Source organism: Serratia sp. Je.1.23.a (assembly GCF_051129805.1).
In the GTDB taxonomy this organism is placed as follows: domain Bacteria; phylum Pseudomonadota; class Gammaproteobacteria; order Enterobacterales; family Enterobacteriaceae; genus Serratia; species Serratia liquefaciens.
Window position 1 is genome coordinate 133,894 of sequence record NZ_JBCPSR010000009.1, and the last position, 18,237, is coordinate 152,130.

15 protein-coding genes and 3 tRNA genes are annotated in these 18,237 nt (G+C 56.1%); 1 reads left to right on the top strand and 17 read right to left on the bottom strand.

The window, feature by feature from the left end; translation table 11 throughout:
* Window positions 1-18: 18 nt before the first annotated feature.
* The 13 genes from rnr to nnr form a co-directional block, all read right to left on the bottom strand.
* The gene (gene rnr, locus AAZT04_RS23875; RefSeq protein WP_020824912.1) at window positions 19-2,505 is read right to left on the bottom strand and encodes a ribonuclease R; all 2,487 of its coding nucleotides are present in this window, start codon (window positions 2,503-2,505) and stop codon (window positions 19-21) included.
* A gap of 59 nt (window positions 2,506-2,564) precedes the next feature.
* Window positions 2,565-2,990 (bottom strand): nitric oxide-sensing transcriptional repressor NsrR, encoded by a 426-nt coding sequence (gene nsrR / locus AAZT04_RS23880; protein ID WP_020824911.1) that lies wholly within the window; start codon window positions 2,988-2,990, stop codon window positions 2,565-2,567.
* A 233-nt stretch (window positions 2,991-3,223) separates the two neighbouring features.
* On the bottom strand, window positions 3,224-4,522 hold the full coding sequence (locus AAZT04_RS23885; RefSeq protein WP_041415174.1) for an adenylosuccinate synthase: 1,299 nt from the start codon (window positions 4,520-4,522) through the stop codon (window positions 3,224-3,226).
* Between the two features lie 97 nt (window positions 4,523-4,619).
* A complete protein-coding gene (locus AAZT04_RS23890) occupies window positions 4,620-4,820 on the bottom strand; it encodes a DUF2065 domain-containing protein (protein WP_020824909.1) in 201 nt (66 codons plus the stop codon).
* Window positions 4,821-4,883: 63 nt separating this feature from the next.
* On the bottom strand, window positions 4,884-5,891 hold the full coding sequence (gene hflC / locus AAZT04_RS23895) for a protease modulator HflC (RefSeq protein ID WP_020824908.1): 1,008 nt from the start codon (window positions 5,889-5,891) through the stop codon (window positions 4,884-4,886).
* 3 nt (window positions 5,892-5,894) lie between these two features.
* Window positions 5,895-7,154, bottom strand: coding sequence for an FtsH protease activity modulator HflK (gene hflK / locus AAZT04_RS23900; RefSeq protein ID WP_020824907.1), 1,260 nt, complete (start codon window positions 7,152-7,154; stop codon window positions 5,895-5,897).
* Between the two features lie 68 nt (window positions 7,155-7,222).
* Complete coding sequence (hflX, locus tag AAZT04_RS23905; RefSeq protein WP_020824906.1) at window positions 7,223-8,503, bottom strand: ribosome rescue GTPase HflX; 1,281 nt, start codon at window positions 8,501-8,503, stop codon at window positions 7,223-7,225.
* A 95-nt stretch (window positions 8,504-8,598) separates the two neighbouring features.
* Window positions 8,599-8,907, bottom strand: coding sequence for an RNA chaperone Hfq (gene hfq / locus AAZT04_RS23910; RefSeq protein ID WP_048762802.1), 309 nt, complete (start codon window positions 8,905-8,907; stop codon window positions 8,599-8,601).
* 114 nt (window positions 8,908-9,021) lie between these two features.
* Window positions 9,022-9,963: a tRNA (adenosine(37)-N6)-dimethylallyltransferase MiaA gene (gene miaA, locus AAZT04_RS23915; RefSeq protein WP_020824905.1), complete on the bottom strand. Its 942-nt coding sequence runs from the start codon at window positions 9,961-9,963 to the stop codon at window positions 9,022-9,024.
* Window positions 9,956-11,830: a DNA mismatch repair endonuclease MutL gene (gene mutL / locus AAZT04_RS23920; RefSeq protein WP_434682065.1), complete on the bottom strand. Its 1,875-nt coding sequence runs from the start codon at window positions 11,828-11,830 to the stop codon at window positions 9,956-9,958. The genes miaA and mutL overlap by 8 nt, the downstream gene beginning before the upstream one ends.
* 26 nt (window positions 11,831-11,856) lie before the next feature.
* A complete protein-coding gene (gene amiB, locus AAZT04_RS23925; RefSeq protein WP_048762800.1) occupies window positions 11,857-13,653 on the bottom strand; it encodes an N-acetylmuramoyl-L-alanine amidase AmiB in 1,797 nt (598 codons plus the stop codon).
* 7 nt (window positions 13,654-13,660) lie between these two features.
* Entirely contained in the window at window positions 13,661-14,131 is a 471-nt protein-coding gene (tsaE, locus tag AAZT04_RS23930; RefSeq protein WP_020824902.1) for a tRNA (adenosine(37)-N6)-threonylcarbamoyltransferase complex ATPase subunit type 1 TsaE, read from the bottom strand.
* A gap of 14 nt (window positions 14,132-14,145) precedes the next feature.
* Window positions 14,146-15,657 carry a bifunctional ADP-dependent NAD(P)H-hydrate dehydratase/NAD(P)H-hydrate epimerase gene (gene nnr / locus AAZT04_RS23935; RefSeq protein ID WP_434682068.1) on the bottom strand — a complete coding sequence of 504 codons (1,512 nt, stop codon included), beginning with the start codon at window positions 15,655-15,657 and terminating at the stop codon, window positions 14,146-14,148.
* Between nnr and queG the strand changes: the two genes are divergently transcribed.
* Window positions 15,656-16,795, top strand: a complete 1,140-nt coding sequence (gene queG / locus AAZT04_RS23940) for a tRNA epoxyqueuosine(34) reductase QueG (protein ID WP_434682070.1) — start codon at window positions 15,656-15,658, stop codon at window positions 16,793-16,795. The two genes, nnr and queG, sit on opposite strands and share 2 nt — an antisense overlap.
* Before the next feature lie 299 nt (window positions 16,796-17,094).
* On the opposite strand, the gene AAZT04_RS23945 is transcribed toward queG, so the two are convergent.
* The 4 genes from AAZT04_RS23945 to orn form a co-directional block, all read right to left on the bottom strand.
* Window positions 17,095-17,170: transfer RNA gene (locus AAZT04_RS23945), tRNA-Gly, on the bottom strand.
* A 55-nt stretch (window positions 17,171-17,225) separates the two neighbouring features.
* Window positions 17,226-17,301 (bottom strand) — tRNA-Gly (locus AAZT04_RS23950).
* A 64-nt stretch (window positions 17,302-17,365) separates the two neighbouring features.
* A tRNA-Gly gene (locus AAZT04_RS23955) sits at window positions 17,366-17,441 on the bottom strand.
* Between the two features lie 204 nt (window positions 17,442-17,645).
* Window positions 17,646-18,191, bottom strand: a complete 546-nt coding sequence (orn, locus tag AAZT04_RS23960; protein ID WP_020824899.1) for an oligoribonuclease — start codon at window positions 18,189-18,191, stop codon at window positions 17,646-17,648.
* Between the last annotated feature and the right edge of the window lie 46 nt (window positions 18,192-18,237).

An 18,237-nucleotide genomic window follows, 5' to 3' on the forward strand; every position in this document is an offset into this window, starting at 1 on the left:
ATAATGACGTGTGGCAGGTTAAGCCTGCTCAGCACCTTTCTTCTTGCCGGCGCGTTTGGCCTTGGTCGCCGCCGCTATTTTCCGGGTTTTGTCGGACACTTTCTTGGCTTTCGCCTTTTTGTCTTTCTTCACCTTGTCAGCGGGCTTGGCTTCATCCTTGCGGAAGGCGCTGTCAGGCTCAAAATTGGCTGGCGGTTTGCCGCCCCTGCGTTTGCGCGGTGACGAGGTGCGGCCTGCGCCTGCGCCATCACGCAAGGTGCGCTGACCGCCTTTCTTGGCGCGATCGCGTTCAGTTTTGCCTTCACCGCGTGGTTTGCGGGTGCTGGAGACCAGAGCGAAGTCAATTTTACGCTCATCCATATGCACCGCTTCCACACGGATCTCTACCGTGTCGCCCAAGCGATAAACCACGCCTGAGGATTCGCCAATCAGACGCTGGCCGATATTATCGTAGCGATAATAATCATTATCCAGCGACGATACGTGCACCAGGCCGTCGATAAACAGATCGTTGAGACGCACGAAGAAACCGAAGCCGGTCACGCTGGCAATAATGCCGCTGAACACTTCACCGACGTGATCCTGCATAAAGTCGCATTTCAGCCAGTCGGCAACGTTGCGCGTCGCTTCATCGGCGCGACGTTCAGCCATCGAACAGTGCTCGCCCAACTGCAGCATTTCTTCGAATTCGCTGTGCCAACCACCGGTCGGCGTCCAGCGCTCTTTCGGTTCGCCGTGCTCTTTGGCCAGTTGGTACTTGATCGCACGGTGCATCGCCAGATCCGGATAACGGCGGATCGGTGAGGTGAAGTGGCCATAAGAAGCTAGCGCCAGACCAAAGTGGCCGCGGTTTTCCGGATCGTAAACCGCCTGCTTCATCGAACGCAGCAGCATGGTTTGCAGCATTTCATGGTCAGGACGTTCGGACACTTCATCCATCAGTGTGGCGTAGTCCTTCGGCTGCGGCTTGTTGCCCCCGCCCAGCGTCAGGCCCAACTCGCCCAGCACGCTGCGCAGTGCACTGATGTGATCGTCACTTGGGCGATCGTGCACGCGGAACAGCGCCGGTTCGTTATTTTTCTCTACAAAGCGTGCAGCGGCGACGTTCGCCATAATCATGCACTCTTCGATCAGTTTGTGAGCATCGTTACGCACCGTAGGTTCGACGCGCTCAATACGACGTTCGGCGTTAAAGATAAACTTGGCTTCTTCAGTTTCGAAAGCGATACCGCCACGTTCAGCACGCGCCTGATCCAGCACCTTGTACATCGCATGTAATTCTTCCAGGTGTTTGACCAGCGGGTGGTAATGCTCACGCAGCTCCTGATCGCCCTGCAGAATATGCCAGACCTTGTTATACGTTAAGCGGGCGTGAGAGCTCATGACCGCTTCATAGAATTTGGCCGTCGACAGGCGCCCTTGTGCAGAGATGGTCATCTCACACACCATGCACAGACGGTCTACCTGCGGGTTAAGCGAACACAGGCCGTTAGACAGCACTTCCGGCAGCATCGGAATAACCTGCGATGGGAAGTACACTGAAGTCCCACGGTTACGGGCTTCGTCATCCAGTGCCGTGCGCGGACGCACGTAATAGCTGACGTCGGCAATGGCAACCCACAGGCGCCAACCGCCGCCGCGTTTTTTCTCGCAGTAGACTGCGTCATCGAAATCGCGGGCATCTTCGCCATCAATCGTTACCAAAGGCAGTTTACGCAGATCGACGCGGCCTTTTTTGGCGGATTCCGGTACCTGCTCACTGAGGTCGGCTACCTGTTTTTCCACCTGCGGCGGCCAAACATGCGGGATTTCATGGGTGCGCAGCGCGATATCTACCGCCATGCTGGTCCCCATTTTATCGCCGAGGATCTCGACAATCTTGCCAACCGCTTTGGTACGGCGGGTTGGGCGCTGGGTCAGTTCAACCACCACCATAAAGCCCATGCGCGCACCGCTGACGGCGTCGGCCGGGATCAGGATATCGAAGCTCAGGCGGCTGTCATCCGGCACCACGAAGCCGGTACCGGCGTCCATGAAGAAGCGGCCGACGATTTGACTGGTTTTCGGCACCAGCACACGGACGATACGCGCTTCGCGGCGGCCCTTGCGATCGGCAGCCATGGCCTGCGCCAACACTACGTCGCCGTGGATCGCCATCTTCATCTGTTCAGCTGACAGATACAGGTCGTCTTTACTGCCTTCGATACGCAGGAAGCCAAAGCCATCGCGGTGGCCGATCACGGTGCCGCGCAGCAGGTCCAGACGTTCCGGCAGCGCGTAGCACTGGCGGCGAGTAAAGATTAATTGGCCGTCACGTTCCATCGCCCGCAGGCGACGGCGTAACGCTTCCAGGGGTTCTTCGCCGGTTAAATTCAGCTCTTTGGCCAGCTCTTCGCGGCTGGCCGGCGTTTCTCTTTTCGCCAAATGGGCCAAAATAAATTCACGGCTCGGAATGGGGGATTCATATTTTTCTGCTTCTCGTTCCAGGAATGGATCTTGTGACATTGCGGTTCCTCCGTTGTCATCAGCAGGGTGCCGCTGAGCCTTGTCTTCTCAGCGACGCTTTATTCGACAAGCAATAGCTTGTAGAGCGATGGATTGTCTTCGACCATATCGGCCAGCGTGTGGTTATCCAGCTCTTCAAGGAAATTCTGTACGCCCTGTTGGAGCACCTGCTTCAGGCGGCAGGCAGGGGTTATGTGGCAAAACGTACTGCTGCAATTAACCAGTGAGAGCGGCTCCAGCGCCCTGACCACGTCGCCGAGGCGAATGGTTTCGGCCGGTTTGCCTAAACGGATGCCGCCGTTCTTACCGCGCACTGCGGTGACAAACCCAACCCGGCTTAACTGATTGATGATCTTTACCATATGGTTTCGGGACACGCCGTAGACCTCGGTGACTTCCGAGATGCTGGTCATTTTGTCCGGTGGCAGCGAGGCCATGTAGATCAACGCCCGCAGGCCATAATCAGTAAAACTTGTTAACTGCACATCTACCTCTGGGTATCATTTTACCCGTCTGATACGCCGATTTTCGGCACTATTCAAAAGATTACTTATTGGATAATAAACCAGCCAGAGAGTTCGCCGCTAATTATTTAGCGCATGTCGAGCTCTGGGACAGGTTAAAGAAAGGATTTTTGGACGTGAAACCGCAATCGGGGAAAATCAGGATAAAAACAAACCGGGACACGCCCGGTTTGTTTTATTGCAGCAAAGCCAGATTATGCGTCGAACGGGTCGCGCAGGATCATGGTTTCGCTACGGTCTGGGCCAGTAGAGATAATGTCTACCGGTACGCCAGTCAGTTCTTCAATGCGCTTGATGTAGTCCAGCGCTGCCTGTGGCAGTTTGCTGTGTTCTTTCACGCCAAAAGTGGTGTCGCTCCAGCCAGGCATGCTTTCGTAGATTGGCTCGATACCTTCCCAACCTTCAGCCGCCAGCGGCGTGGTGGTCATTTCGCGGCCATCTGGCATGCGATAGCCCACACAGATTTTCACTTCTTTCAGGCCATCCAGCACGTCCAACTTGGTCAGGCAGAAGCCAGACAGGGAGTTGATCTGCACTGCGCGGCGAACCGCTACGGCATCCAACCAGCCGGTACGACGGCGACGGCCAGTAGTGGCGCCGAATTCGTTACCCTGTTTGCACAGGTATTCGCCAGTTTCGTCGAACAGTTCGGTTGGGAACGGACCTGCACCCACGCGGGTGGAGTAGGCTTTCACGATGCCCAGCACGTAATCCACGTAACGCGGACCAATACCTGAACCGGTAGCAACGCCGCCAGCAGTGGTATTGGAAGAGGTTACGTACGGATAGGTACCGTGGTCGATATCCAGCAGGGTGCCCTGTGCGCCTTCGAACATGATCAGATCGCCACGCTTGCGCGCGCCGTCCAACAGTTCAGAAACGTCAACAACCATTGCAGTCAGGATGTCGGCGATAGACAGCACGTAATCCAGAGTCGCCTGGTAATCAACGGCTTCGACTTTGTAGTAATTAACCAACTGGAAGTTATGATAATCAACAATTTCCTTCAGCTTAACGGCGAAGGTTTCTTTGTTGAACAGGTCGCTGACGCGCAGACCGCGACGAGCTACTTTATCTTCGTAAGCCGGGCCGATACCGCGACCGGTGGTACCGATAGCTTTCGCGCCACGTGCTTTCTCACGCGCGTTATCCAACGCAACATGGTAAGGCAGGATCAGCGGACAGGCTTCGGACAGTAACAGACGTTCGCGTACCGGGATGCCGCGCGCTTCGAGTTCACCCATTTCTTTCATCAACGCGTCTGGCGCCAGAACTACACCGTTGCCGATGATGCTGGTCACGTTTTCACGCAGAATGCCTGAAGGAATTAAATGAAGGACGGTTTTTTCACCGTTAATTACCAGAGTATGGCCAGCGTTGTGACCACCTTGATAGCGCACTACATATTGAGCCCGTTCGGTCAGCAGGTCTACGACCTTGCCCTTACCTTCGTCACCCCATTGAGTGCCCAGTACGACGACGTTCTTACCCATTTTAAAAATCACCGGTTGCTTAAAAATGGATTCTACCACCGTAATTCGTGAGTTTCAGCACTTTTAGCGTTGAGTTGCGTATTTTTTAGGCTAACCTTTAAACCCCCGTGCGACTACGCAACATGTAGTAGATCACACAGCCCGCAACCACTATTCCGCCGCCAAACCGCCGTAAGGTAGAGTCAGGCAACTGGGTCATCGCCAGTATCATTTTACGCCAGGCCTGTGGAAACAGCATCGGCCCCAGGCCTTCCAGCACCAAAACCAGCCCTAACGCCAGCCAGATCGTTGAATTCATCAGAAACTCCCAAAAAGAAAGGGCCCGCGTTTAAACGGGCCCTCGATCAATTACCTGTCGTGATTATTTGCGCGTGGAGTCAGGCGACTTCATGTAGCGGAAGAAATCGCTGTCTGGGCTCAGAACCATCACGTCCTGGTTATTGCTGCTGAAGCTGGTTTCGTAAGCACGCAGGCTACGGATAAAGGCGTAGAAGTCCGGATCCTGGCTGAATGCGTTGGCAAACAGTTTGGCCGCTTCGGCATCGCCATCACCGCGAGTGATACGTGCAGTACGTTCAGCTTCCGCCAGGGTACGAGTCACTTCGTAGTCTGCGGTCGCACGCAGCTTCTCGGCTTCTTCCTGACCCTGTGAACGGTGACGACGGGCTACCGCTTCACGCTCGGCGCGCATACGCTGGTAGATCGCATCAGACACTTCCGCCGGCAGGTTGATCTGCTTGATACGCACGTCGATCACTTCAATACCCAACGCCGCCATGCTGTTCGGGTTAACCTTCGGCAGGTTGCCGGTGGTTTCCTTCTCAACACGCGCCGCTGCAGAGGCGATAGCGTCATCGGCTTCGGTGGTGGTGACTTCTTGATCGTCACCCACGGTACCGGTGTTCAATGCATCACGCACGTCGGACATCAGCTTACCGCGCGAGTCGGTGACGATGTCTTTCACATCCAGACGGCCAATCTCGGAACGCAGACGGTCACTGAACTTACGTTTCAGCAGCACTTCGGCCTGTGAAACATCACCGCCGCCGGTTGCCAGATAGTAACGGCTGAAATCGCTGATACGCCATTTCAGGTAAGAATCGACAATCAGGTCTTTCTTCTCGCTGGTCACAAAGCGGTCAGCCTGGTTATCCATGGTCTGGATACGCGCATCCAGCGTCTTCACTGATTCAATAAACGGGATCTTGAAGTGCAGGCCTGGCGCATACACCAGCGGCTTGTTGTCGCTGTCACGCAGAACCTTGCCAAAGCGCAGCACGATGCCACGCTGACCTTCCTGAACCACGAACAAAGAAGCGTATAACGCCACCAGCACCGCGAGGACGATTACTACAAAAGACTTACGCATTGATTACTCTCTCCCTACGCGAGTGGTGTCGTCACGCTGCGCATTTGCCCGGCGCTGGTCCATGACCGAGCCGCTGCTGGTGCGCTGGCTGCTTGAGCTGGCGCCGCTGTTGGCAGACGGAGCGGGGTTGAGACGAATCAGGCTGGTGTCTTTATTGCCGTCCGCCGCCGCGCCGGTTTGGCCACGCAGCATTTGATCCAGCGGCAACACCATCAGATTGTTGCCTTTGTCATTCACCAACACCTTGCGGGTGTGGCTCAGGACTTTTTCCATGGTTTCGATATACAGACGCTCACGGGTAATTTGCGGTGCCGATTTGTATTCCGGCAACAGCTTGGCAAAGCGAGCAACCTCACCCTGAGCTTCCAGGACGGTACGGTCTTTATACGCTTTAGCATCTTCCAACAGACGCTGCGCCTGGCCGTTAGCACGTGGCTGAACTTCGTTGGCGTAAGCTTCCGCTTCACGGATGTACTGCTGCTCGTTCTCACGTGCGGCAATCGCATCGTCAAATGCGGCCTTCACCTCTTCCGGCGGACGAGCGGCCTGGAAGTTGACGTCCAACAGCGTGATACCCATGTTGTACGGACGAATAGTTTCTTCCAATACGCGTTGGGTATCGCTACGCACGATAGTACGACCTTCGGTCAGGATCTTGTCCATGGTGTACTTGCCGATAACGCCACGCAGGGCGCTGTCGGTAGCCTGGCTCAGGCTGTCGTCGGCATTGGTCACGCTGAACAGATAGGCTTCCGGGTTGGTCACGCGGTACTGCACGTTCATTTCTACGCGCACTACGTTCTCGTCGGAGGTCAGCATCACGCCAGACGCCGCCAATTCACGAACCGACTCCACGTTAACCGGACGCACTTCATCGATAAAGGTCGGCTTCCAGTTCAGACCTGGCTGTACCAGGTGGCTGAACTTGCCAAAACGGGTCACAACACCACGTTCGGCTTCCTTGATGGTGTAGAAGCCGCTGGCAGCCCAAATCACCACTACCGCTACCGCGGCAATGCCAATGATGCGACCACTGAGGCCCGGACCAGAAGTGCCGGTGCCGCCGCTGTTATTGCTGTTGGAGCCTTTGCCCCCGCCCAAACCGCTCAATTTCTTGCTCAGTTTGCGGAAGATATCGTCCAAATCAGGTGGCCCTTGATCACGACCGCCTTTGTTATTACCGCCAGAGTTGCCGCCATTATTATTGCTGCTCCCCCACGGGTCGCGGTCCTGTCCGTTATTACCGGGCTGATTCCACGCCATGTTTTAGCTCCATATTCTGTGATTGGGTACTTCAGGCTTACGCGAAGCTCAAATGTAACAGGATATGATCATACTATAAAGTTAATCAGTTCCTGTTCCTGTTTGCAGAGGCGACGCCATTCGACGATAGGCATACGTACCACCACGCCAATGCTGCCGTCTTCTTCGTTCCACTCTTTTTCAATTGCCTGAAGCTGGTAAAAACGGCTACGAAGACGGCCTGCCTCTGGCGGTAAGCGCAGCTCATAATGCGCGATTTCCCCCGATAAGCGCTCCGTCAACGCCTGATACAGCAACGGGATACCTTCACCGCTGGCGGCGGACAGCCACACCCGGATCGGTAAGTTTTCATCGTTGCGGTCGATACGCGGGACAAAATCATCCAGCATATCTATTTTGTTCATCACTAAAAGTGTAGGGATCTCATCCGATTCAATCTCTGCCAGCACGGTATTGACCGCTTCAATGTTTTCATCGACGCGAGTATCCGCGGCATCGATTACATGTAACAGCAAAGACGCCTGACGCGTTTCTTGCAGCGTCGCCTTGAAGGCGGCCACCAGATCGTGCGGCAGGTGCCGGATAAAGCCTACGGTATCCGCCAACACGGTATCGCCCACATCGGCCACGTCAATGCGCCGCAGGGTAGGATCCAAAGTGGCAAATAGCTGGTCTGCCGCATAGACATCGGCGGACGTAATTCGGTTAAACAGGGTGGATTTTCCGGCGTTGGTATACCCTACCAGCGATACGGTCGGCACTTCAGCACGGGTACGCGCACGTCGGCCCTGTTCACGCTGCTTAGCTACCCGCTCCAGGCGGCGTAGAATCAAGCTAATGCGATCGCGCAACAGACGACGGTCGGTCTCTAATTGGGTTTCCCCTGGCCCGCGCAGGCCTATCCCCCCTTTTTGGCGCTCAAGGTGGGTCCAGCCACGCACCAAACGCGTGGCAATATGACGCAACTGCGCCAACTCTACCTGCAGCTTACCTTCATGGGTACGGGCGCGCTGGGCAAAGATGTCTAGAATCAACCCGGTGCGATCGATCACTCGGCATTCGCACAGGCGTTCAAGATTTCTCTCCTGCGCTGCAGAAAGGGAGTGATCAAACAGGACAACAGATGCGCCACTGGCTTTTACCGCGTCTGCAATTTCTTCGGCCTTTCCTTCACCGACAAAGTATTTGGGATGCGGGGCTTTGCGGCTACCAGTCACCACTTGCAAAGCTTCGACACCCGCAGAGGACACCAGGGATTCGAACTCACTGAGATCTTCTGTGTCTTTGTCTTGCGAGAAATAGATATGAACCAGGACGGCCTGCTCACCGGCTTCATAACGGTCAAACAAGCGTGCAACCTCTCAAACGGGAACCCGTGAGTTTGGGGGACATAAACAGCCCACGGCTGCTTATGCTCCCCTTCATGGTTGACTCGCAACGCGCTTTATTCAGCGTCATCGCTTTCCTGCTGCGGCTGTTGCTGCGCAGACGGATTGTTACCATGGTGATAGTTACTGGTGCCGCCGCTCGGGGTATTGCTATGGTGCGAAACCGGGCGTGACGGGACAACGGTAGAGATAGCGTGCTTATAAACCATCTGGCTCACCGTGTTTTTCAACAGGATGACAAACTGGTCAAAAGACTCAATCTGGCCTTGCAGCTTAATACCATTCACCAAATAAATAGAAACCGGAACACGTTCACGACGCAATGCGTTCAGGAACGGATCTTGCAAAGATTGCCCCTTAGCCATTCTATCTTTTCCTTATTTGCTTGTTGTTTTTAACTAAGAACCTGTCGGCTCTAAAATAAACGACCTAAAAAATTTGCGCGCTGAATACTCATCAATTGTACACAATCACTCGACCTATGCACTAACAACCTGTATTACCGAGTCCAAAGCCTCTCCCGGCTTCTCGCTGTCCAGCCAATGTACCGAGTTCCAGCCTCGTAACCAGGTCATTTGGCGCTTGGCCAACTGACGTGTTGCGCAAATACCACGATAAACCATCTCATCGTAACTAATTTCGCCAGATAAATATGACCACATCTGGCGATAACCGACACAGCGAATGGAAGGCAAATCCGTATGCAAATCACCCCGTGCAAAAAGTGCACGCGCTTCCGTCTCAAAACCTGCCGCCAACATTTGATGGTACCGCAGCGCGATGCGTTGATGGATCAACTCACGGCTGGTCGGCGCTATCGCAAATTGGTGAACATGATACGGCAACGATTCACCCGAAATTTTAGTCAGTTCCGTTAAAGTTTTACCCGAAATAAAAAAAACTTCCAGTGCTCTGGACAGTCTCTGCGGATCATTAGGATGAATTCTCAAAGCCGCAACCGGGTCAATCTCTTGCAACTGACGGTGTAAAACGTCCCAACCCTGCTCCGCAGCCTGCTGTTCGATACGCTCACGCACCGCCGGATCGGCAGGCGGCAGCGGCGATAAACCTTCCAGCAGCGCTTTGAAGTAAAGCATGGTTCCCCCCACCAGCAGCGGGATACGCCCGGCGGCGGTAATGGCGGCCATCTCTTTTAGTGCATCGGCGCGAAAATCCGCTGCTGAGTAAACTTCGGCAGGATCGCGAATATCAATCAGCCGGTGCGGTGCCTGCGCCAATTCCTCAGCGCTCGGTTTAGCCGTGCCGATATCCATGCCGCGATAAATCAGCGCGGAATCCACGCTGATCAGTTCCACAGGCAGGCGTTCACGCAGCGCGATCGCCAACGCGGTCTTGCCCGAGGCGGTCGGCCCCATCATAAAAATAGCCGGGGGACGTGGTGTCATTTCAGTTTCAATCATGCGTAAGGGCTGCCAGTGCAGCCTGTAAATCAACAGGTTGTAAAAGTCCGCTCGGTGGTGATTTGACCAGCTGCGGGCAAAGTCGTTCAACGTCGGTCAGCAATTGTATCGCTTGCGAGGTGTTCCACTGCTCATGTTCGCTGCCCAAGTGGCGGGCGAACCAGGTGGCTAACACCGGGGGCGACATCTCCTGATGCTCGGCCAGATAGCCTAACAGTTCGGGTATCAGTTTTTGTAAATTTTGTTGGCGTAATGGTAAAGGTACTGCGCGCAACGTCACACGCCCATGATCCGCCTGCAAATCCAATCCCATTTTGACCAGTAACGGCTGATGTCGCACACAGGCGGCCGCTTCTTGCTTATTCAGCGTCAGTTTGATGGGGATCAGCAGCGGCTGCGGCCGCAGGCCTTCTTCAGCCGGATTAAGCTGCGCCTGGCGCAACCAGCGCTCGGCCACCGGCAGATTGAGCAACATCAATTGCTGGCGACGCTCAATCAGGGCGAAGCACGGCGGATGGATCATCAGCACCCGACCAAAACTGTGCTGGCTGCCGTCCAGCGGCACTTCTCGCTCAGCCTTTACCGGTGGGAACAGCGGTTTTTTCGGCGTTTCTGGCGCTGGCTCCACCACCGGAGCAGCCTGCATCAGTTTGCCGTAAAGCTCGCCTTCGCGCTTTTGGTAGCCGTTGCCTGCCTGGTAGGCCGGTTGAGGTTCACGCTCGCGGGCGACGCCCGGTTCACTTGGCTGAGGTTCGCGGCGCGGCGCCGGCTGCGAGAAATGGTTGCCGCCAGCGGCGACGCGGTTTTCCGGCTGCCAGGTTGGCGCCGACGGTTGTTCCGGCTCATCGTCCAGCGGCAGCGGCGCGTTGCCGACCTGCTGCAGCACGGTAGTTACCGCCTGATAAATAAAGTCATGTACCAACCGCGCCTGATGAAAACGTACTTCGTGCTTGGCCGGGTGCACATTCACGTCTACCTGATGCGGATCGACCTCGAGATACAGTACGTACGCGGGCTGCTGATCGTCTTTCAACTGATCCTGATAGGCCTGGCGGATGGCATGATTGATCAGACGATCGCGCATCATGCGGCTATTGACGTAGCAATACTGCATCTCGCCCAATTGACGCGCCCCGGCAGGATCAGCCACCCAGCCGCGAATGGTCAGATCGCCATGCTGCCAGGAAATGTTCAACGCATGCTGCAAAAAAGCCGGGCCACAAATGCTGCCCAGGCGGCGCTCATAGTGGCTTTCGTCTTTCGCTGCGCGATATTGGCGGATCAGTTTGCCGTTGTGGCTGAGGTTGATCGCCACATCGAAACGCGCCAGCGCAATGCGCCGCACTACTTCATCGATATGGCCGAATTCGGTTTTCTCGGTGCGCATGAATTTGCGCCGCGCCGGGGTGTTGTAGAACAAATCCAGCACTTCCAGCGTGCTGCCTATCGGATGCGCCGCTGGTTTGACCGTCACCGCCTGGTCGCGGCCTTCGGCGTAAGCCTGCCAGGCTTCATTTTGTTCCGCCGTGCGCGAAGTGAGCGTCAAACGGGAAACCGAGCTGATGCTGGCCAACGCCTCACCGCGAAAACCGAGACTGACGATGGCTTCCAAATCGTCGAGCGTGCTGATTTTACTGGTGGCATGACGCGCCAATGCCAATGCCAGATCGTCTTTACCGATGCCACAGCCGTTATCGCGGATGCGAATCAGCTTGGCACCGCCGCGTTCGATATCAATATCAATGCGTGTCGCACCGGCATCCAGACTGTTTTCCACCAGTTCCTTTACCACTGACGCGGGCCGTTCGACCACTTCACCGGCGGCAATCTGGTTGGCAAGCTGGGGCGGTAACACCTGGATGGACATGCTGACTCCTCTATCTAATAGTGGCGCTAGGCCTGCGGAATGGTCAGCGTCCGATCCAGCGGCGCGACGTCCGACTTCAGTTTATTCACGCGTTTCAGGTCGCTGACGCTGACACCGTAACGGGTAGCGATGGAGGATAAGGTATCACCGCGGGTCACTTTGTGCCTGGACGGCTTCTTCACACTGGGTTTTGCCTTGGCGACCGTACTGACCGTCGCGGCGGTTTTACCCGCCGGCACTTTAAGGCGCTGGCCGACCCACACGCCGTCTTTTTTCAGCTTGTTGAGATCACGCAACGCCGCCATGGTGGTGCCATAACTGTCGGCAATCCCGGAAAGCGTTTCGGCTCGCTTCACCACGTGGATCTGCGTTTTACCGCTAATGCGGCTGCTGCCGGCCGAACTGACGACCGGCGCGGGCTGACTGACGTCTTGTGTTGAGGAGTTAACCGCCGCTGCGACGTCCAGCGGTCGGTTTTCCACCTTTGGGTCGGCTTGTAGCGGGTGCGCCAGGAAATAACTGCGCAGGCCGTTGTGGATCGCCCGGGCAATTTTCTCCTGATATGCGCTACTGCCGAGCAGCCGCTCCTCCGTGCTATTACTGATAAATCCTGTTTCCACCAACAAGGATGGGATATCCGGCGAACGCAGCACGCCAAGGCTGGCGTGTTCAGGACGACGTTTATGCAATGAGCCGACGCTCTGCAACTGCTGCAACACTTTTACTGCGACATCGTAGCCCACGCGTTGTGAGTGACCAAACTGCAGATCCAGCACCGCCTGGCTCAGGTAAGGATCCGCCTGGCTGTTGGCCAGCAAATCACCCGCACCGCCCAGCAACTCGGACTGCTTCTCATGTTGTTCCAGCCAGCCGGCCATCTCACTGTTGGCGCGGCGGTTGGACAGAACCCAAACCGAAGCCCCGTTGGCGCTGCGGTTTGGCGCTGCGTCAGCGTGAATGGAGACCAACACGTTAGCGCCTTGCTTACGTGCCACGTCAGAGCGGCCCATCACCGAGATGAAGTAGTCGCCGTTGCGCGTCAATACCGGTTTAAACTGGGGATCGGCATCCAACAATGCCTGCAGGCGGCGAGCGATGGCGATAGTTACATTTTTCTCTTTCAGGCCGTTCGGGCCAATGGCGCCTGGGTCCTGGCCGCCGTGACCGGCATCGATAGCCACCACTACCCGATCGCCGGAACCGGCGGATACGCGGCTGCTGCGCGGCGTGACCTCAGATGCGGTACCCGCAACCACGGTAGGCTTATTGGTGAAAGGATTGGAACCACTTGGCGCTCTACGCACCGGAGCAGGCTCTGGTTCAGGCTCACTCACCACCACCGGGGCTTTACGCGTCGGTGGGTTCACGACCACCGGTGCCGGCGTCGGGGCTTTTCGTACTGTAGTGTTTGCGCTGCCCTCGGCGGCGATGGTGAACACCACGGTATAGACACTGCCGTTCTGGCGTGTGGCTACCCGGGTCTTCGCGCGCTGGGTCAGATCAAACACCAGCCTTACGCTCTGGGCGTCTTTCGGCGCGCTGGAGCGAATGCTTTTCACCAGGTTCTGGCCGCTGAAATTCAACGGTAAACCGCCCACCTTGCCTTTCTGGTTTACATCCAATACCACGCGGTCCGGGCCGTGCAACGGGAAGAAGGCATAGTCCGGCGGACCGGTAAAGCTCACCGATACCGTGGCTTCGCGCTGGGCATTGGTGACTTTAATATCAGACAACGACGATGCGGCCAACGCACTGGCTGCACCCAAAGGCCCCAATACGGCGATCAGGGCGATTACGAGTAATTTTCTCAACGCATACGTCATTGCGGCGTCATTCCTGTGGCCCGTGAATACGGTCTAAAAGCTGGCTGCCGTAGGCAGAAACCGCCTGAATTTTTGCTTCGCGCCCCTGATCCTGGTAGCTGAGATGCAGCTCCAAATCAGGTTCCGGCAAGACGCCGGTCCCCTGCTGTGGCCATTCCACCAGGCAAATGGCATCCTGCGCAAAATAATCGCGAATGCCCATAAATTCGAGTTCTTCCGGATCGGCCAAGCGATACAGATCAAAATGGTATACCGCCAGCGGCTGCAGCGCATAAGGCTCCACCAGCGTATAAGTTGGGCTTTTAACGTTGCCCTGGTGGCCCAATGCCTGCAAAAAACCACGGCTGAAGGTGGTTTTACCGGCGCCCAGGTCACCGTAAAGGTAAATTACGCTGGCGCGATCGCACGCCTTGGCCAAGGCGGTACCCAATGCGACAGTCGCTGCCTCATCCGGCAGAGGTAAAACGAGTTCTTTCATTCGATAGTTTCTATTTATGCCAACTCAGGATTAACGTAATAAGGGATTTCCGGCAATAAATCGCTCGCCAGCAGCCCCCTTATTCCTTGTCTTGCCGCCACGCGATCGGCAGCTGCGCCATGCGCCACGCAACCGGCGCAGGCTGCATCATACAGTGAGAGCTTTTGCCCCAGCAAACCGCCGATGATACCGGACAGCACATCGCCCATTCCACCAGAGGCCATGCCGGCGTTGCCGACGTCGGCAATCGCCATCTGGCCTTGATCATCGGCGATCAACGTACCCGCACCTTTCAGCACGGCCACGCCACCGTAATGCGTGACCAGATTACGAACTGCAAGTAAGCGGTCACTCTCAATCTCGGCGGTACGGCACCCCAGCAGGCGTGCCGCCTCCCCAGGATGCGGGGTAATCACACGATTCTGACGCTTCTCGGGATTTAATGCCAGTAAGTTCAGCGCATCGGCGTCCCATAACGCCGGTTTATCACTGGCTTGCAATATTTTCACCGCATTCCTACCCCATTCGCCCTGACCCAGCCCCGGGCCAATCACCAGCACATCCGCCCAGTCGAGCGCCTGCTGCAACCCCTCGTCGCTCAGCGGTTGCACCATCAGTTCCGGTCTGGCGGTCAGCAAGGGCCCGACATGCTCAATGTGAGTGAGTACTCGCACCAATCCTGCGCCGCTGCGCAACGCCGCTTCTGCCGCCATGCGTATCGCGCCGCCAAAGCCGTGATCGCCCCCCACCACTAACAAACGCCCCTGTTCACCTTTATGTGAGCAGGGACGACGCGGTCTCAGCCACTGGGACAGCGATTCGGCAGTAAGCCGCTGAATCTGCGTCGGTTGCTTTGCCAGCCACCCCGATAATCCTAGCGTACTCTGGTGAAGTTGCCCGACCCAATCGCGAGCCTGGCCGGTCAGCAGGCCAGGTTTAAGCGCGATGAAAGTCATGGTATGCGTTGCGCGGATGACAGCTCCAGGCGCGGCGCCGCTTTCAGCCAGCAGGCCCGAGGGAATATCGAGTGCAATAACCGGCGCGCGGCTGCGGTTAACCGCTTCAATCAGGGCATCGTACGGCGCCCGCGGCGCACTGCTTAACCCAGTACCGAGCAGGCCGTCGATGATCAGATCCACGTCTTCCGGCCAGCGGCTGTCGACCGGATGGATCTCGCCGCCGCTAGCCAACCATGCCTGTCTGGCAGCAGCCGCTTCTGGGGGCAGTGGGCGTGTGCCTTCGCAGGCAATCAGGCTGACTTTGACGCCGGCCACCGCAGCCAAACGGGCGACAACGTAGCCGTCACCGCCATTGTTGCCATGACCGCACAGCACCAGCCAGTGGTGGGCGGCAGGATATTGGTCGCACGCCAGCGTGTAAGCCGCCTCACCGGCACGTTGCATCAGTTGATAGAGAGAAATGCCCTGCGAGGCGGCGGCGCTTGCTTCTGCTCGCCGGATCCAGTCCGCAGACCAGACAGAGTGTGGTAAACTGTCAGAGTATCGTTTTTCACTGTGGCCCGTCATGACTCACCCCCTCGATCTCAATCAACTCGCCCAACATATCAAGCAATGGGGGCAATCGCTAGGATTCCAGCAGGTAGGCATCTGCGACACCGATCTGAGCGTGGAAGAGCCCAAGCTGCAGGCGTGGTTGGACAAACAATACCACGGTGAAATGGAGTGGATGGCACGCCATGGCATGCTGCGCGCCCGGCCACATGAGCTGTTGCCCGGCACGCTGCGCGTGATCAGCGTGCGCATGAACTACCTGCCGGCCAAAGCGGCCTTCGCCAGCACCCTCAACAACCCAGAATTAGGCTATGTCAGCCGCTATGCGCTCGGGCGGGACTACCACAAACTGCTGCGCCAACGGCTGAAAAAACTCGGCGATCAGATCCAGGCCTACTGCGGCGAACTTAATTTCCGCCCCTTTGTCGACTCCGCGCCGGTGATGGAACGCGCACTGGCCTCCAAGGCCGGGATTGGCTGGGTTGGTAAACACTCACTTATTTTAAACCGCGAAGCTGGCTCCTGGTTCTTTCTTGGCGAACTGCTGCTCGACCTGCCGCTGCCGGTGGATAATCCCCAGGAGGAACAGTGCGGCCGCTGCGTCGCCTGTATCACTACTTGCCCAACCGGCGCCATCGTCGCCCCCTACACCGTAGATGCGCGCCGCTGCATTTCCTATCTGACGATTGAGTTGGAAGGCGCCATTCCTGAAGAATTCCGGCCGTTATTGGGCAATCGTATTTACGGCTGTGATGATTGCCAGCTTATCTGCCCGTGGAACCGCTTCTCGCAACTTACCGACGAAGACGATTTCAGCCCACGCGCCGCACTGCATGCACCGCAACTGATCGAACTCTTTGGTTGGACGGAAGAGAAATTCCTGCGCATCACCGAAGGCTCCGCCATCCGGCGTATCGGCCATTTACGCTGGCTGCGCAATATCGCCGTGGCGCTGGGCAACGCCCCTTACCAGGATGCGGCAGTGGTGGCGTTGCGCTCCCGGCTGGCACAGGACGCAATGCTGGACGAACATATCCACTGGGCATTGGAGCAACAGTTGTCGCGACGTGAGGCGCAAGGCATAGAAGTGCAGACAACGCAGAAAAAACGATTGATACGGGCTGTGGAAAAAGGATTGCCGAGGGATGCCTGAAATCTTTCATTCAGACCCGATAGTCACTCTGTGGATTTGTGCATAAAAATAAAAATGCTTTGTCTTTCAACTGCAACAAAAAGAGCAAGTGATCGGTATAACGTTTTCGGATAAATAAATATGCATATAAATCAATGCAATAAATATTTCATTTGTGTGGCGTTGATTTTTTGAGCTGCGGGTATTATGAGCGCTACCTGTGGATAAGTCTGTTCACAACATTTCGACAAGGTATGTATAACGGGGCAAAGAACCGCGCCGGTAAAGGCGTTGGACTGAGTTTAAAACGAAGAGAAAATTGGAGCGGGAAACGAGACTCGAACTCGCGACCCCGACCTTGGCAAGGTCGTGCTCTACCAACTGAGCTATTCCCGCATTGAGATGCTTTGGGCATCCGGCCATCAAACAACAACATGGCCTTTGAATTTTTTGGAGCGGGAAACGAGACTCGAACTCGCGACCCCGACCTTGGCAAGGTCGTGCTCTACCAACTGAGCTATTCCCGCGTCGCATGGGTACTACCTGATACTTTTTTTATTCATCACGCCACATCAGCAGCATTGTTGAATTTGGAGCGGGAAACGAGACTCGAACTCGCGACCCCGACCTTGGCAAGGTCGTGCTCTACCAACTGAGCTATTCCCGCCCGGCGTATCGATGTCGGAACTAAACGAAATTCTTCATCGGTACGGGGTGCGCATTATACGAGAAATCCTTTTTGCCGCAAGCCCCTGAAAGCAAAAAAACGCGATTTTTGTTTGATTGCCGATTAAAGCGCCAAACTGATTAATTAAGCGGCGGAATCGGCTGCTTTCGGCAGTAGGGCCCCGATCAAGAGGCCCTGCATTCGTTATAACTGGATGAAATGCTCGCGGTAATAGGCCAGTTCACCTACCGACTCGCGAATGTCGTCCATTGCCTGGTGGGTGCCCTGTTTCTTGAAGCCACTGAGGATTTCCGGCTTCCAACGGCGCGCCAGTTCTTTCAGCGTACTGACGTCCAGATAACGGTAATGGAAGTAGGCTTCCAGTTCGGGCATATAGCGGAACAGGAAACGGCGGTCCTGACCCACGCTGTTGCCGCAGATCGGCGATTTGCCCGCCGGCACCCACTGCTGCAGGAAGGCGATGGTGGCCAGCTCAGCGGCATGGTCGTCGAACTGGCTGGCTTTCACCCGCTCCACCAGGCCGCTGCCGGTATGGGTGCGCACGTTCCAGTCATCCATCAGGGCAAGCTGTTCATCGGATTGGTGTACGGCGATCACCGGCCCTTCCGCGAGAATGTTCAGATTGGCATCGGTGACCAGCGTAGCGATCTCGATAATGCGATCGCGTTCAGGATCCAAGCCGGTCATCTCCAGATCGATCCAAATCAGGTTATTTTCGTTTCCTGTCATGATATTTCCTGCGTAAAAGCCAAAAGATAAACAAACTGTAGGCAAG